Origin of the sequence: Clostridium sp. 10cd* (assembly GCF_044336395.1) — a bacterium.
Taxonomy (GTDB): Bacteria; Bacillota_I; Bacilli_A; order Erysipelotrichales; family Erysipelotrichaceae; genus Clostridium_AQ; species Clostridium_AQ innocuum.
In genome coordinates, this window is record NZ_CP172347.1 from 2,417,114 (window position 1) to 2,430,955 (window position 13,842).

General features: G+C 47.4%; 17 protein-coding genes. 15 read left to right on the forward strand and 2 right to left on the reverse strand.

What is annotated here, in order from left to right; all coding sequences use genetic code 11:
• Window positions 1-158: 158 nt before the first annotated feature.
• The 15 genes from ACG3M1_RS11935 (at window position 159) to ACG3M1_RS12005 (ending at window position 12,110) form a co-directional block, all read left to right on the forward strand.
• Window positions 159-932, forward strand: coding sequence for a hypothetical protein (locus ACG3M1_RS11935; protein ID WP_054343887.1), 774 nt, complete (start codon window positions 159-161; stop codon window positions 930-932).
• Window positions 922-1,500, forward strand: coding sequence for a dipicolinate synthase subunit B (locus ACG3M1_RS11940; protein ID WP_002608963.1), 579 nt, complete (start codon window positions 922-924; stop codon window positions 1,498-1,500). The genes ACG3M1_RS11935 and ACG3M1_RS11940 overlap by 11 nt, the downstream gene beginning before the upstream one ends.
• A 3-nt stretch (window positions 1,501-1,503) precedes the next feature.
• Window positions 1,504-2,370, forward strand: coding sequence for a 4-hydroxy-tetrahydrodipicolinate synthase (gene dapA / locus ACG3M1_RS11945; RefSeq protein WP_395814198.1), 867 nt, complete (start codon window positions 1,504-1,506; stop codon window positions 2,368-2,370).
• 26 nt (window positions 2,371-2,396) lie between these two features.
• Window positions 2,397-2,576, forward strand: a complete 180-nt coding sequence (locus ACG3M1_RS11950) for a sporulation protein Cse60 (RefSeq protein ID WP_008817297.1) — start codon at window positions 2,397-2,399, stop codon at window positions 2,574-2,576.
• A 43-nt stretch (window positions 2,577-2,619) separates the two neighbouring features.
• Complete coding sequence (locus tag ACG3M1_RS11955) at window positions 2,620-2,784, forward strand: DUF1540 domain-containing protein (RefSeq protein ID WP_002608966.1); 165 nt, start codon at window positions 2,620-2,622, stop codon at window positions 2,782-2,784.
• A gap of 285 nt (window positions 2,785-3,069) precedes the next feature.
• Window positions 3,070-4,002 carry an ABC transporter substrate-binding protein gene (locus ACG3M1_RS11960; RefSeq protein ID WP_395814200.1) on the forward strand — a complete coding sequence of 311 codons (933 nt, stop codon included), beginning with the start codon at window positions 3,070-3,072 and terminating at the stop codon, window positions 4,000-4,002.
• Between the two features lies 1 nt (window position 4,003).
• A complete protein-coding gene (locus ACG3M1_RS11965) occupies window positions 4,004-4,984 on the forward strand; it encodes a FecCD family ABC transporter permease (protein WP_008817295.1) in 981 nt (326 codons plus the stop codon).
• Entirely contained in the window at window positions 4,984-5,991 is a 1,008-nt protein-coding gene (locus ACG3M1_RS11970) for a FecCD family ABC transporter permease (RefSeq protein ID WP_395814203.1), read from the forward strand. The genes ACG3M1_RS11965 and ACG3M1_RS11970 overlap by 1 nt, the downstream gene beginning before the upstream one ends.
• 4 nt (window positions 5,992-5,995) lie before the next feature.
• A complete protein-coding gene (locus tag ACG3M1_RS11975) occupies window positions 5,996-6,796 on the forward strand; it encodes an ABC transporter ATP-binding protein (protein ID WP_242408495.1) in 801 nt (266 codons plus the stop codon).
• Window positions 6,797-7,042: 246 nt separating this feature from the next.
• Entirely contained in the window at window positions 7,043-7,567 is a 525-nt protein-coding gene (locus ACG3M1_RS11980; RefSeq protein ID WP_002608971.1) for a hypothetical protein, read from the forward strand.
• Window positions 7,568-7,590: 23 nt separating this feature from the next.
• On the forward strand, window positions 7,591-9,243 hold the full coding sequence (locus ACG3M1_RS11985) for an oligosaccharide flippase family protein (protein ID WP_008817292.1): 1,653 nt from the start codon (window positions 7,591-7,593) through the stop codon (window positions 9,241-9,243).
• A gap of 4 nt (window positions 9,244-9,247) precedes the next feature.
• Window positions 9,248-9,949: a pseudouridine synthase gene (locus tag ACG3M1_RS11990; protein ID WP_395814206.1), complete on the forward strand. Its 702-nt coding sequence runs from the start codon at window positions 9,248-9,250 to the stop codon at window positions 9,947-9,949.
• Window positions 9,946-10,407 (forward strand): dihydrofolate reductase, encoded by a 462-nt coding sequence (locus ACG3M1_RS11995; RefSeq protein WP_161128932.1) that lies wholly within the window; start codon window positions 9,946-9,948, stop codon window positions 10,405-10,407. Before ACG3M1_RS11990 ends, ACG3M1_RS11995 begins: the two co-directional genes overlap by 4 nt.
• Window positions 10,408-10,427: 20 nt before the next feature.
• A complete protein-coding gene (locus ACG3M1_RS12000; RefSeq protein ID WP_008817289.1) occupies window positions 10,428-11,729 on the forward strand; it encodes a pyrimidine-nucleoside phosphorylase in 1,302 nt (433 codons plus the stop codon).
• A 135-nt stretch (window positions 11,730-11,864) separates the two neighbouring features.
• Window positions 11,865-12,110 (forward strand): hypothetical protein, encoded by a 246-nt coding sequence (locus tag ACG3M1_RS12005; RefSeq protein ID WP_224727204.1) that lies wholly within the window; start codon window positions 11,865-11,867, stop codon window positions 12,108-12,110.
• Window positions 12,111-12,912: 802 nt separating this feature from the next.
• Here ACG3M1_RS12005 and ACG3M1_RS12010 read toward each other — a convergent pair.
• Both ACG3M1_RS12010 and ACG3M1_RS12015 read right to left on the reverse strand, forming a co-directional pair.
• Entirely contained in the window at window positions 12,913-13,245 is a 333-nt protein-coding gene (locus ACG3M1_RS12010; protein ID WP_008817286.1) for a cupin domain-containing protein, read from the reverse strand.
• Window positions 13,235-13,834, reverse strand: coding sequence for a TetR/AcrR family transcriptional regulator C-terminal domain-containing protein (locus ACG3M1_RS12015; RefSeq protein ID WP_008817285.1), 600 nt, complete (start codon window positions 13,832-13,834; stop codon window positions 13,235-13,237). Before ACG3M1_RS12015 ends, ACG3M1_RS12010 begins: the two co-directional genes overlap by 11 nt.
• Window positions 13,835-13,842 lie beyond the last annotated feature (8 nt).

The following is a 13,842-nucleotide window of genomic DNA, read 5'->3' on the forward strand; positions in this document are numbered from 1 at the left end:
AAGATAGCAGACTGCAGTACGAAGAATCTATTGCAGTCTGCTTTTTTTGTGAAGCCTTGATGAATTGCGACACGAAATTCCTTCTATTTCCATGCGCAAACGGCTTTCCTAATGGCAAAAGCCTGTTTGCGACATACAATGGCGTAAGGAGGGATAGTGTGAAGATTGCAGTGATATGCAGTGATGAAAGAATGATACAGGTATATGACAATCTGTCCAGGGACTTTATGGTAGATCGTCTGGATGCACAAACGGATTTCCTGAATCTGCCACAGTATCAGGCAGTGGTCTTCCCGGTAAAGGGCGTCGATGAGTTTGGATATGTCCGCATACAGGAGCAGGCGATTCACATACCGCACGCCTTTTACGAAATGCAGGGTAAGGATTGTCTGTTGTTTTGCGGAATTCGAAATGCAGTGCTGGATGCTCTGCCGCAGCGAAAAATCTATTACATGCTGGAGGAGAGCGTGATTCATGAAAATGCGGTATTGACGGCTGAGGGTGTGCTGAATGAGCTGATCAGCTGTATCTGTAAGAGCATTTACGATATACAGGTCGATATTGTCGGATATGGTCATTGCGGACAGGTGATTTATGACATGCTGAAGAATTTGCATGTCCGTGTTCGCATCATACGAAGGGATTGTAAAAAGGAGGGGGACTTTCTGCCGGTTCGTGATTGGGAAACCTGCGGTGATGTTATCATCCATACGGCAACGGGTGTCATGATTGCACCATCCAGAATGCGCAGCTGGAAAAACAAGCCGGTCATCATCGATATATCCACACCGGATCTGATTGATCTCAAGGCGGCACATGAGGAAGGTATTCCCGTGATCAAGGCGGGAAATCTGCCGGGACGCTTTGCCTGCATCAGTGCAGGAAATATTATCGCAGAATGTATAAGGGGGAAACTGAACAATGGAAAATAAACGCATTCTGTTCGGTATCTGCGGCTCTTTCTGTAACCATGCGGCAGTTCTCGAGCAGCTGACAGCACTGTGTGAGCGCAACGATGTGACGGCTGTCGTCAGTGAAAATGTATATACGTGCTCCACCCGTTTTTTCGATAAGGACGTATTCCTGGGAAAAGTAAAGGATGTGACAAAACACGACATCATCCATACAATCGTGGAAGCAGAGAAAGTTGGACCGGCAAACGCATATGATATAATGGTGATTGCACCCATGACAGCCACTGTTGCAGCAAAGATGGCACATGGTATTTACGATCATCCGGTTACACTGTCTGCAAAGGCCATGATTCGCAATCAGCGGAATATCGTATTCGGCATCGCGACGAATGACGGTCTGGGAATCAGCGGGGTGAATATCTTTTCTCTGATCAATATGAAGCATTTTTATATCATACCGTTTCGACAGGATGCCCCTTTTTCCAAGGAGCGAAGCATTGTGTCTGACTGGGAGCTGATGGAGCAGACGATGGATCAGGCCTTAAACGACAGACAGCTGCAGCCAATCTTACTGGGAGGCAGATAAATTATGAAAAAACTGATGGTTGCTTTGGTTACACCGTTTACCAGGGGTAACAAAGTGGACTACAAATCGATGGACCGCATCCTTCACCGGCTTTTGAAGGAGGGGTGCGACGGCTTCATCGTGTGCGGGACAACGGCAGAAACACCGACACTCTCTCATAACGAGAAGCTTTCCATTCTTCGCCATGTCATCAAACGCGTGAAGCATCGCGCAGAGATATGGTATGGCTGCGGCAGCAATGATACAGCTGCGACGATTCTGGCATGCAGGGAGGCGCAGAAGGAGGCAATTGACGGTGTATTGCTTGTAACGCCGTATTACAGCAAGCCGAATGCTGCCGGGCTGTATGCACACTTTGATGCACTTGCTTCTGCTGTGGATACCAATATTATGCTGTATAACGTGCCGGCAAGAACCGGGGTGGAGCTTACCTATGAAACGATCCATGCCCTGCTTGAGAAGCATAAGAACATAACGGCATTAAAGCAGGCCTGTTCCAATCTGGATATGGTGCGCAGACTGAAGCAGCAGCATCCGGATTTTCTGATTTACAGTGGAGAGGACGGCTTCTTTGATGAGGGCTTTGATGCCGGCATGGATGGACTTGTCTCTGTTATGGGACATGTATGTATGAAGGAGCTTCGTACCTTTTGTGATGATGAACGCGTCGATAACCGGCTACGCCGGAGGCTCTATGAGCTGGCAGCCTTGACATTTACGGAAGCATCCCCGGCACCGGTGAAATACATGCTGCATCTGCAGGATGAGTGTGAAAATATCCTGCGGCTGCCACTGGTTGCCGTCAGTGAAGCAGCGGAAAACAGAATTCAGGAGTATTTCACGAAATATCGACACCGATTGGAGGATTGAGCTGATAGGATGAAATCGGTGATACAATGGTACAAATCAAGGTGTTTGATGAGGAGCATGAGGATGATTTGACAGAGGTGGTCAATGCCTGGCTTCAGGAGCATGCGGATATCCGTCTGATGGATATCAAGTTTTCAACAGCCGTGAGTGATTTTGAAGAGGAACAGATTTACTGCTTCAGTGCGATGGTGATTTTCAGCACATAGATTTCAGACAGTGGTTCATACTAACAGCGTGGAGGTGTAAACCATGCAGAAAAAAACCGAAATTTTATGCAGCGTACACAATTGTGTTTATAACAAGGATGCATGCTGTAACGCAGAAACCATCAGCGTATGCTGTGATAACTGTGTTCATCCAAATGATTGTCACGAAACGGAATGCAAATCCTTCCGCTGCAGATGTACAAAATAAAACAGTCCCCGGGGCTGTTTTATTTTCGTTGTTTAATATGAGGTGCTATGGGTATGGTCATGTATCGTAAACCGGACACTGTTTAAATGACATACGCATACCCATACGCAGTCGATTCGTATTCGCATACATATCGAAAAGAGCCTGCACCATCTTATCCGGCTGCATGGCAGCGGTTGGCTGTTAAAATATGGAAAGCGGGTGAAATGCTTGCAGGAACAGGAGCGATTTGCTATAATGGCACACGTAAGTTAGAATAAGCTAACAGAATGAAGGAGGACATCTATGAAAAAGACAATCGGGATGCTTTGTATGCTTCTTGTGACACTTGGCTTTGTGAGCGGGTGCCAAGGCAGACAGGAGGCATCTTCAAGCGATAAAACAATAACGGTAAGGGATGCGAAGGGAGAGGTGGAAATTCCGGCAGAGCCGAAGCGTATCGTTGATCTAAGCGGAAACAGTGATATTTTATCTCTGCTAGGATATTCCGTTGCCGGTACGGCAAATTCGGATGCCTATGATTATACCCAATTGCCAACCTATCTTCAGGAGCCGTTACAGGGTGCGAAAATTCTTGGCTACAGTATGCAGGATACCATGGACATCGAGGGTATCCTGGAACTGCATCCGGATTTGATCATTATCTCCGGTGTGCAGGAAAAAATGTATGAGCAGCTGAAAAAAATTGCGCCGACGCTTATGGTGGAGCTGGCACAGACAGACTGGCGGCAGGATGTGAATACCTTTGCCCGTATGATGCAGCAGGAGGACCGTGCTGCATCATGGCTGAAGAGCTATGATGAAAAAGCGAAGAAGGCTGGAGCTGCCGTACGCAAGGCGAATGGTGAGGATACCACCTATCTGGCGCTGCTGGCAAGCAGGGGACAGCTGTTTGTATTTGATGCAGCCGGTATCGGAAGTGTTCTCTATGAAGATATGGGCCTGAAGAAGCCTGCCAATATGCCGCGGCAGGATTCCATCAGTCTTCCCGTTATTTCCTATGAGGGACTGGCGGATCTGGATGCCGATCATCTTATCGTTGTCGGTACGGATGCTGATATGAAGGCCCTGAAAAAGAATAGCATCTATAAATCAATGCAGGCAGTGAAAAACAACAGGGTGCTTGAACTGCCGTCGAGTCCGTATTTCAATATCGGATACAGCAGTATCGGAAGAGACGTGTTTCTGGATGAGGTTCAAAGCCTGCTGGTAAAGTAAGATGCGCAAGAGGATTCTGATAGCGACGGCAAGCGGCATTCTGCTATTGCTTCTTGGCATTGCCTTATCGGTTCTGGCGGGAGCGAAGGATATTCCATTCGATGATGTCCTGCATGCTCTGTTCGATTATCAGGAAACGCTTCATGATCAGCTGATTCGCGATGTGCGTCTGCCGCGTGCGCTGAGCGCCTTACTGACGGGAGGACTGCTCGCAGCCAGCGGTGTAATGATGCAGGGAATTTTGCGTAATCCGATCGCAGAGCCATCCATTCTCGGTATCACGCAGGGCTCGGTTATGTTTGTGGCAATCGCCCCCATGCTTCCTTTGCTTACTGCGGCTGGTAATTTCTGGACAGCACTTGCAGGTGCCGGCTTCAGTGGTCTTCTGGTGTTTCTGTTTGCTGTTAAATATGCCGGACATCCGGATGTATCGCGTATCCTTCTGGCGGGCAGTGCTTTGAGCATTTTCTTTCTATCTGCGGCTTCCCTGAGTGCACTTATACAAAATCGCTCGCAGGAGCTGGCCTTCTGGATTGCCGGAGGCTTTCGGCAGGCCGACTGGGGTGCCGTCATCGGTTTGGGAATTGTCACGCTTGTCTGTATGGGCAGCTTTCTGCTGCTGAGCGGTAAGGTCAATCTTCTTTCCCTCGGTGATGAAGCTGCCATTTCCCTTGGCATTGATGCTGCCGGATTAAAAAAGAAGGTCATTCTGGTGATGATTCCGCTTTGTGCAATGTGCGTGGCAGTTGCCGGCAATATCGGCTTTGTCGGACTGTTTGTTCCGCATATTCTGCGCAGCATGCTCTCGCGGGACATTCGTCATACACTCCCTCTCAGCTTTTTGTTTGGAGGTGTGCTTATGGTGTTTTCCGATATTGCTGCCAGAACACTGAGTGCGCCCTATGAGCTACCGGTCGGCTTGTTTACTGCCCTGCTGGGAATACCGGTGTTTTTGCTGCTGGTGAGAAAGGAGTGCGGCTGATGCGTAAACGATTTTGGATCGTTGGCTTTTGTTTGTTCGTACTGCTTGCTGCCGCTGCACTTTCCATCATGGTCGGCAGCTTTGCAATCAGCCCTTCCGACGTATTGCGGACGCTGCTGGGCGGGGGAAGCAGCACCCATGCATTTGCAGTCTTTCAGATACGGCTTCCGCGTATCGTACTTGCGATTCTTGTTGGAAGTGCGCTCGGTGTATCCGGCGCCATACTGCAGGGGATTACGAAAAATCCGCTTGCAGAGCCCGGTATGATCGGTATCAATGTGGGCAGTGCACTGTTTGTGGTCTTGTGGATTTCGTATGGAGCGAACGCATACTACAGCTCCCTTTCCAATGTAAAGGTGCTGTTCATGCCGCTGCTTGCCATAGCCGGAGCATTTTGCACTACGGCCTTTCTATATGCGTATTCATGGCGCAAGGGAATCCGCCCGATTCGCTTTTTACTCACCGGTGTCGGTGTCAATGCAGGAATTACCGCAGTGATCAGCTTTTATCAGCTGCAAATGAGCAGGGGAGATTATAATCAGGTGCTGATGTGGACCAACGGCTCCTTGTGGGGAAGCAGCTGGCGTTATATTCTTGTCAGTGCACCGCTCATTCTGTTCCTTGCGGGGCTGGTATGGACACACAGCAGAACGCTGGACATTCTTTCGCTTGGTGATGAAGGGGCAACAGCACTAGGCGTATCTACCCGTCGGACACGGATACTGTTTCTGGCAGCAGGTGCGGCGCTTGCGGCTCTGGCAACGGCTGTGGCAGGAAATATTGCGTTTCTGGGACTGCTGGGTCCCCAGATTGCACTGCGTATCACCGGTATGCGGCATCGCCTGCTGCTTCCGCTTGCAGCACTGATCAGCTCCATACTGCTGGTTGTTGCGGATATGCTGGCCAGAAATCTGTTTTCACCGCTGGAGATTCCGGCAGGAATTCTGGTCTCCATGATCGGCATTCCCTATTTTATTTATCTGATGATGAAACTCGACAGGAGGTAGCACAATGCTAGAAGTACACAATCTGTATGCCGGATATGATGGGCACAATATCCTGCAGGATGTCAGCCTGCAGATACCGGAGGGGAAAATCACGATGATGATCGGTCCAAACGGCTGTGGGAAATCAACGCTTTTAAAGACGATGGCCGGTATCATCACGCCGCAGAAGGGAGAGGTTTTGCTGGATGGTGTTTCCCTGAAGGGAATGAAGCGCAGACAGGTGGCGAAGCGACTTGCCCTGCTTCCGCAGTCTCCGCTGGTTCCGGAAGGTCTGCGTGTACGAGAGCTGGTACAGTACGGCCGCTTTCCCTATCAGAAGGCGATGCGTTCACTGAATCGACAGGATCTTGAGATTGTCGCATGGGCTATGAAAAAGACCGGAGTTCTTGTGCATGCGGATGCCTATGTCAATGAATTATCCGGCGGGCAGCGGCAGCGTGTGTGGATTGCCATGGCCCTGGCACAGAAAACCGGTATTCTGCTGCTGGATGAGCCGACAACCTATCTGGACATCGCCCATCAGCTGGAAATACTGGAACTGCTAAGAGACTTAAACAGGGAGGAGCAGACGACGATCATACTGGTTATCCACGATCTGAATCAGGCCGCAAAATTTGCGGATCATGTGATTGGCATGAAGCAGGGAAGGGCACTATACTGCGGGAAGGCACAGGAGGTTATCCGGGAACAGCAGCTGCTGCAGCTGTATGATATCCATGCGAAAATCGTGCAGGATGAGGAACATGGCTACCCGATTTGCATGGATTATGCACTGCATAAACATACTGATATACCTGAGCATTGAGGCTGTGCAACTTGCTGGTGATACAGACTTATCATAGCGTAGAAATCTGTCTGCGCTTTGGCGGGTCTTTTTTTATTTCCGACCCGATGCCTGTAAGCAGCTGTACACGGATGCAGCATTTTTTGCTTTTCATCCTTTGCCGTTTGTACGCAATTGTTATCCTAAATGTACAAATAAAGTACCGCATGATTATAAAATGTGGCTTAAATAATGCCTTTATGGTATAATATCTCGAGAGGTGATTCCATGCGAAAATTCCCCCTTTGGTGTCTGCTCTGCTTCCTGCTGCTCACCGGCTGCGGCGATGCGCATAAAGAAGAGCAGGAGAGCATAAAAAATTATGAGAGCTATGTAGACGCTGTATTGAACAACAAGGGCAGTGAATCCAAAATCATACCCTTTGATTATAAGCTTTCTGTATTTAAGCAGAAGGACAACAGCTATCAGTATGAGATTATTATTTCCAATCCACGCGTGGCGATGTACAATATTCAGGCGATTGCTGTAGATCCGGCCTTGGACAGCAACAGCAATGTCTATCCGTGTCTGGGATTGCTGGGAGATGACGCAAAAACCTCCTTCAACATGATTCCATATCAGGCAAACGGTGCGCGTAACTTTGTCAGTAAAATCTTTCTGGACGGTATATCTGAGCATGATCAGTTTACATTGCAGGTTATGGTAACCTGGAAGGATTCCAAGCTGGTTAATACGAGCCGTGTATTCTTCACATGTAATTATGCACAGAAGGATAACGAGGCGAATGGTTAACGGAACTAGAAAGGATACGTTATATGAGTAAGAATATGGATGTTTCCAAACGGAAGCAGTCGATTATAGCAGGAGGGCTGATCAGCTCTGCCGGCATCTTTTTTGCAAAATTCATTGGATTGTTCTATGCAGTCCCTTATAATTCCATGCTGGGAACAGCGGACAATCTGGCCTATTACGGAGTAGCCTTCAATATATATTCCTATCTGCTGAATATCTGTACAGCAGGCTTTCCGTTTGCGATTGCGACATTGATCGCAAAATATTCCACTAGAGGGGACTATCAAACCTCACTGCTGATCAAAAAGCTGTCCGCATCCCTGATGACCTGCTTCGGCTTCGGGATGATGATTATCGTAATTCTGTTTTCCTCTCCGCTGGCTGCACTTGTTATGCCGGATGAGGGAGACAGCGTTAAAACGATGCAGATGGTACTGATACTGATTTCCTTTGCCCTGTTTTTCGTTCCGCTGCTTTCCAGTATCCGCGGCTTCTATCAGGGACTCAAGCACATGGAAATTTATGCACTGTCACAGGTTCTGGAGCAGGTTGCCCGTGTGGCATTTCTGCTGAGCGCCAGTGCGATTGCGGTATATGCATTGCATACGGATCAGGTATGGGCGCTGTATTTCGGTGTGATTTCCACCAGTATATCGGCAATTCTGGCGATCATGCATCTGAAGCTGTATGATAAAAAGCAGATGCGCGAGCTGAAGAGGCTAGCCAAAACACAGGAAGTTGCCGGAAACAATGATCGAAGAGAAATTCTTAAGGAGCTTGTTTTCATTGCGTTTCCTTATTTGATTGTAGCGATACTGGGCTACAGCGACACGATTGTCAACACGCTGTTTTTGAGTAAGGGGCTTGAAGCGCACGGCAATACGGATGCGGAAATCTTACTCATCAGCGGCTCTATCAATTACGGTGTTTTAAAGCTGATGTCCATTCCGATGATTCTGGCACCGGGGTTCTCCTCCGCCATCATACCGCATATCACTACGGCACTTACCAATCATGACCTGAAGCTGGTACGCAAAAATATCCGGGACTGTGTGGATATCGTCCTGTATATCGGACTGCCGATTTCCTTCTGTCTGTTTGTTTACGCAAAGCCGCTGTATGCCATCTTGTTTCCACCGGCAGATCCGAAGAATCTGGAGCTGCTTGCCGATATTTTGAGCTGGTTCTCCATCGAGGCGTTTTTAAATACCATCGGACCGATTTTCACGGCACTGTTAATGGCAGTAGGCTTGCGCAGGCTGAATATCCGCAACCTTGCCATCATGATGGTGGTGAAATTTTCGGTGGCCTATCCACTGTTAAAATATTTCGGCTATCAGGGAGTTGTCATGTCAAGTATTCTTGCAATGGGGATTTTTATCATTCTGGATATCTATGCATTGACATCACGCTATAAGATTCGCTGGAAATATACGCTGCATAAGCTTCTGGTTATCCTTTTGGCGATGGCAGCCCTGTTTGCAGTCGCAAGAGGCTGCGATTTGATTGGCTTGAAGGGCTATGGCTCCGGGCGGATGCTGAGTCTTTTACAGCTTGCTGTCAACGGAAGTCTTGCAATGCTGGTATACTTTGGCATCACGTATTTCTTTTCCATACCGCAGACCATTCTGCATCTTGACCTGTCCCGCTTACTGAAGCGCGGAAGAAGGAGATAGGCAAATGCGACTGGATAAATATCTGGCCCATGCATGTTTGGGTACCCGCAAGGAGGTCAAGCTGGCTATTCGCAAGGGAAGAGTGAGTGTCAATGGTGAGGTATGCCGAAAGGATGACAGGAAAATCCAGGAGGGTGTGGATGTCGTTTGTTTGGATAAAGAGGAAATCTATTATGAGGCTGTTGTCTATATCATGCTGAACAAGCCGCAGGATGTTGTCAGTGCCACCAGTGATCCCACTTATGAAACCGTGCTGGACTGCATCGATGCCTTTTTGCCAAAGGATTGTTTTCCGGTCGGACGACTGGACATGGATACGGAGGGCCTGCTGCTGATCACAAATGACGGAAAGCTGGCGCATCGTCTGCTTTCTCCCAAGCATCATGTTGAAAAAATCTATCTGGTGGATCTGGCGCAGCCGCTGCAGGAAGGTGATCAAAAGAAGCTGGAAAACGGCAGTATCGTACTGGATGAGGAACCTGTTCTTCCGGCTCGTGTGGAAATTCTGGAGGACACGCAAATCCTTCTGCATATTCAGGAGGGAAGATTTCATCAGGTGAAGCGTATGCTGCATGCAATCGGTAATGAGGTTGTCCATCTCAAGCGGATTGCCATGGGACCGCTGCGGCTGGATGAAGCACTTGCGAGTGGGGAATGGCGGTATCTGAGCGAAGAGGAAATCACTGCCCTGAAGAATGTGGCATGATCAGTATTGTCGTTGCAATGGACGCCAATCAGCTGATCGGCGCAAATCATAAAATGCCATGGCATTGCCCTGCAGATTTAGCTCATTTCCGTCAGCTGACACTGCATCATCATTTGCTGATGGGGAGAGTGACCTATGAGCATCTGCCGAAACGACTGGATCATAGAATTCTGCATGTCGCAGGTCATAAGCCGCTGTCCGATAGCGATGTGCTCCCCTGCAGCGATGTGCAAGCACTTTGCAGGGAATGGAAGAAGAAAGAGGAAGTGCTCTATGTCTGCGGCGGTGCACAGATTTTCGCTGCAGCAATCGCATATGCAGATGAGCTGTGGATTACCCGAATCGAGCAGTCGTATACAGGGGATACCTGGTTTCCGGCGTTTTGCATTGGGGATTTCCGATTGCTTTCAAATGAACAAAAAGAAGGATGCAGCATCATGCATTATCGTAGAAGATAAGCAGGAAGGAAGGGAACTTTATGCGTTTTGTCGATCTAATAGAAAAAAAGAAACAGAAGCAGCCACTGACAAAGGAAGAGCTTCATTTTTTCATTACCGGTTATGTCCGGGGAGATATTCCGGATTATCAGGTCAGTGCGCTGCTAATGGCGATTTACTTTAATGGTATGAATGCACAGGAAACAGCCTGGCTGACAGAGGAAATGCTGTACAGTGGAGATGTGATTGATCTATCGGCGATTTCCGGAAGAAAATGTGATAAGCATTCCACCGGAGGTGTCGGTGATAAAACAAGTCTTTCCCTTGCGCCAATGGTAGCTGCCTGCGGTGCCAAGGTCGCGAAAATGAGCGGTCGAGGACTGGGACATACCGGCGGAACGCTGGATAAGGTGGAGTCTGTTAACGGCTTTCAGGTTATGCGGACACAGGAACAGTTTATTTCACAGGTGAATGATATCGGTCTGGCACTGATCGGACAAACCGCAACACTGGTGCCGGCAGATAAAAAGCTGTATGCTTTGCGCGATGTGACGGCTACCGTCAACTCGATTCCTCTGATTGCATCCAGCATCATGTCAAAGAAGCTGGCAGCCGGCTCTGATACGATTCTTCTGGATGTGAAATTCGGAGAGGGCGCCTTCATGGAAACAAGCGAAAAGGCAAAGGAGCTGGCAGAAGCGATGATTGCCATCGGAAGCCATTTCGGCAAGGATGTCAAGGCACTGATCAGCAACATGAATCAGCCGTTGGGCAATGCCATCGGAAATGCACTCGAGGTAAAAGAGGCAATTGCAACGTTACAGGGAAAAGGGCCTGAGGATTTTACACAGCTGTGTCTGGAGGCCGGAAGCATCATGCTCATGCAGACAGGAATAGCCAGAGATGAAGAGAACGCAAGAAAACAGCTGCTGGAAGTCATTCAGAATGGAAAGGCGCTGGAAAAGCTGGTTGCCATGGTTGCGGCACAGGAGGGTGATGTAGAGCAGGTTCTGCATCCAGAGCTGCTGCCACAGGCAAAAGAGATTTTGGAAGTAACATCGCGGGAAGAGGGCTATGTGAAGGAACTGCATGCTTTGGAGCTGGGGACGCTGGCGATGAAGCTTGGTGCAGGACGTATGGTTAAGGAGGATCCGGTTGATCCGGCTGTCGGAATCGTGTTAAACAAAAAGGATGGAGACTATGTAAACAAGGGGGATATTCTTGCCTATGTACACATCAATCATCCATTACCTCAGCACTGGCTGGAGGACTTCTATCAGACCTATGTCTTCACACAGGAGAAGGTGGAAAAGCAGAAGCTGATCCATGATATCATTCGATAAATGCGTACTGCAAAAGCATTTCTAAGCACTGGCGGAATACTCACTGTCCTCAGTGTTCTCCTTTTTATATCAAATTCTGCGAACGGAATCCAAGCCATGATCCGCTGTCTTACATTGGCTTTTGGGATAATGCTTATGACAAGAGGTGTTCTTTTGCTTCTGCATGTCAAGCAAAGAAGTGCGCTCTGGCTATATGGCGTTGGTGTGCTGTTTATGAGCTGTTATACACTGCTGGCGCTGGACACCTATGTTTTTCATGTCATGCAATGGTTTCCCGGCATTATCCGTTATCCGTTATTTTCACTCTATGGTATCAGCTATCTGCTGTTTGCTCTGCCAGGCATCTTTCTGCATGTCGGCAGTTCCGGTAACGATGTGTGAGTGACATTGTATGAGAGTGTTTCACAAAAAGGGGAAAGGACTTTTCATACAATGTAGGTAAGTGGATGTTCATTTTCCTGATACTCATGATAGTCCATTGTAAATTACGAAAACGTTATTTTTTGAAAATTGTGTCGTGTCACACCTTCACGAAATGTATATAGCTGGTTTATAAATATAAGAAAGCCTCCAGATTACGGGAGGCTTTCTTGCATGTTTTCAAAGCGGCCTTAAACAGTACGCATTCAAAAAATCTAACGATTGCTCATAAATCAGGAATATGCTCTTCAGGTATCAGAGTACCTTTTTTATCATAGAACTTAATGGATTTAGCCTCATCATACGCTACACTCATTGCGTATGATTTTATAATATATTTATTAGCTGCTGTAGATGATACATAAGAAACAGAATCACGATTATAGATATTTTAAACATAACATGATTTTAACATCTATTTCCTGCATAGGCATTGCTCCTGTGAATAATGAAAAGACTTAATCAGCACATATTCATCTGACCATGTTATATCGAAAAGCAAGACCAGCTTATAGCTCTTTATGAAAAATCATAATCGTAACTTCATCAGGATGAGGCTCTATGAAATTCCCATGGGGAATTATAATTTTCATACATTGATGTTCAAATAAATAAAGTATGAAGGAACTTCCTGTAATATATCGTTATTTAGATTCTATTTCAACGATTGATTTATCAAAGGAGGAAGCCCCCTTTATTAGATGGATTTTCGCTCTTATACTAAAAGGAGAGCTTAAGATTAAAAAAGAAGGCTGTCTGCCTTCTATACCTTGATGATCAATGCCATAAACACCAGTGGTTCGTCTCCGATGTTTTCAATGCCGTGAAAGCCCTGATCCGGAGTAAAGGTGACATCTCCCGGCTGCAGTTCACGCTTGATTCCATTATCATCGTAAAGTGCTCTACCCTGCAGAATATAGTAGGACTCGCCATCGCCGATATGCTGATGTACACCCAGCGATGCATTTACATCAATCGTCACCTTCGCATACATCTTCACGCCGCTTCCCATTTCCTCGCTTTGCAGCAGGCGTTCAATATGCATCGTACCCTTGCCGCCACAGCGGTTTTCATAATGCTCTACTTCACTCTTCATGCTCTTCCTCCTCATTTGTTATTTTCGTATAGGCCTCCCGATAACGGGAATAGGCCAGCTTTTCACTGTCCTGTGCCAGCGATTTCAGATTGGCACTGACGCGCTCTGCACTTTCTCTCATGTCGCTTTTCACCCAGCTGATAATCACGCCGGTTATCCCAAAGCTGTAAAACTGGGAATAAAAATTCATTTCCACCTCATTGATCTGATGATGCTGGTCAAGGCTTACGATTGCCATATGGAAAATGGACTTCGTTAAATCAAAAAGGAATTGTTCAAAGCAAGTCTCATCACTGCGGATCGTATTGATATAAAAGTCCTTCTCGCTGCGCATGTGATTCAAGAGGGCGGAAATATATTTCGGCCAGTTTTCAAAGCTGAGATTTTCATCAAACACCTGCTGTGCATCATCCGTATAGATCCATTTCAGCAGCTCGTATTTATCACGGAAATGATAATAGAAGGTCTGCCGGTTGTAGCCGCTTTGCTGCGTGATATCCGCAATCGTGATTTTGTCAAAGCTCTTGCGGCAGGTCAGCTGTTTTAATGCTGCTGCCAGTATTCTTTTGGTATCGAGATGTTCCTGCATATACACAC

What these genes read in the sequence shown, in the direction of transcription:
- ACG3M1_RS11950 (WP_008817297.1), top strand. Translation starts at nt 2,397, where the DNA reads ATGGTACAAATCAAGGTGTTTGATGAGGAGCATGAGGATGATTTGACA.
- ACG3M1_RS11990 (WP_395814206.1), top strand. Translation starts at nt 9,248, where the DNA reads ATGCGACTGGATAAATATCTGGCCCATGCATGTTTGGGTACCCGCAAG.
- ACG3M1_RS11970 (WP_395814203.1), top strand. Translation starts at nt 4,984, where the DNA reads ATGCGTAAACGATTTTGGATCGTTGGCTTTTGTTTGTTCGTACTGCTT.
- ACG3M1_RS11965 (WP_008817295.1), top strand. Translation starts at nt 4,004, where the DNA reads ATGCGCAAGAGGATTCTGATAGCGACGGCAAGCGGCATTCTGCTATTG.
- ACG3M1_RS11955 (WP_002608966.1), top strand. Translation starts at nt 2,620, where the DNA reads ATGCAGAAAAAAACCGAAATTTTATGCAGCGTACACAATTGTGTTTAT.
- ACG3M1_RS11960 (WP_395814200.1), top strand. Translation starts at nt 3,070, where the DNA reads ATGAAAAAGACAATCGGGATGCTTTGTATGCTTCTTGTGACACTTGGC.
- ACG3M1_RS12000 (WP_008817289.1), top strand. Translation starts at nt 10,428, where the DNA reads ATGCGTTTTGTCGATCTAATAGAAAAAAAGAAACAGAAGCAGCCACTG.
- ACG3M1_RS12010 (WP_008817286.1), bottom strand. Translation starts at nt 13,245, where the DNA reads ATGAAGAGTGAAGTAGAGCATTATGAAAACCGCTGTGGCGGCAAGGGT.
- ACG3M1_RS11940 (WP_002608963.1), top strand. Translation starts at nt 922, where the DNA reads ATGGAAAATAAACGCATTCTGTTCGGTATCTGCGGCTCTTTCTGTAAC.
- ACG3M1_RS12005 (WP_224727204.1), top strand. Translation starts at nt 11,865, where the DNA reads ATGACAAGAGGTGTTCTTTTGCTTCTGCATGTCAAGCAAAGAAGTGCG.
- ACG3M1_RS11995 (WP_161128932.1), top strand. Translation starts at nt 9,946, where the DNA reads ATGATCAGTATTGTCGTTGCAATGGACGCCAATCAGCTGATCGGCGCA.
- ACG3M1_RS11975 (WP_242408495.1), top strand. Translation starts at nt 5,996, where the DNA reads ATGCTAGAAGTACACAATCTGTATGCCGGATATGATGGGCACAATATC.
- ACG3M1_RS11980 (WP_002608971.1), top strand. Translation starts at nt 7,043, where the DNA reads ATGCGAAAATTCCCCCTTTGGTGTCTGCTCTGCTTCCTGCTGCTCACC.
- ACG3M1_RS11985 (WP_008817292.1), top strand. Translation starts at nt 7,591, where the DNA reads ATGAGTAAGAATATGGATGTTTCCAAACGGAAGCAGTCGATTATAGCA.
- ACG3M1_RS12015 (WP_008817285.1), bottom strand. Translation starts at nt 13,834, where the DNA reads ATGCAGGAACATCTCGATACCAAAAGAATACTGGCAGCAGCATTAAAA.
- dapA (WP_395814198.1), top strand. Translation starts at nt 1,504, where the DNA reads ATGAAAAAACTGATGGTTGCTTTGGTTACACCGTTTACCAGGGGTAAC.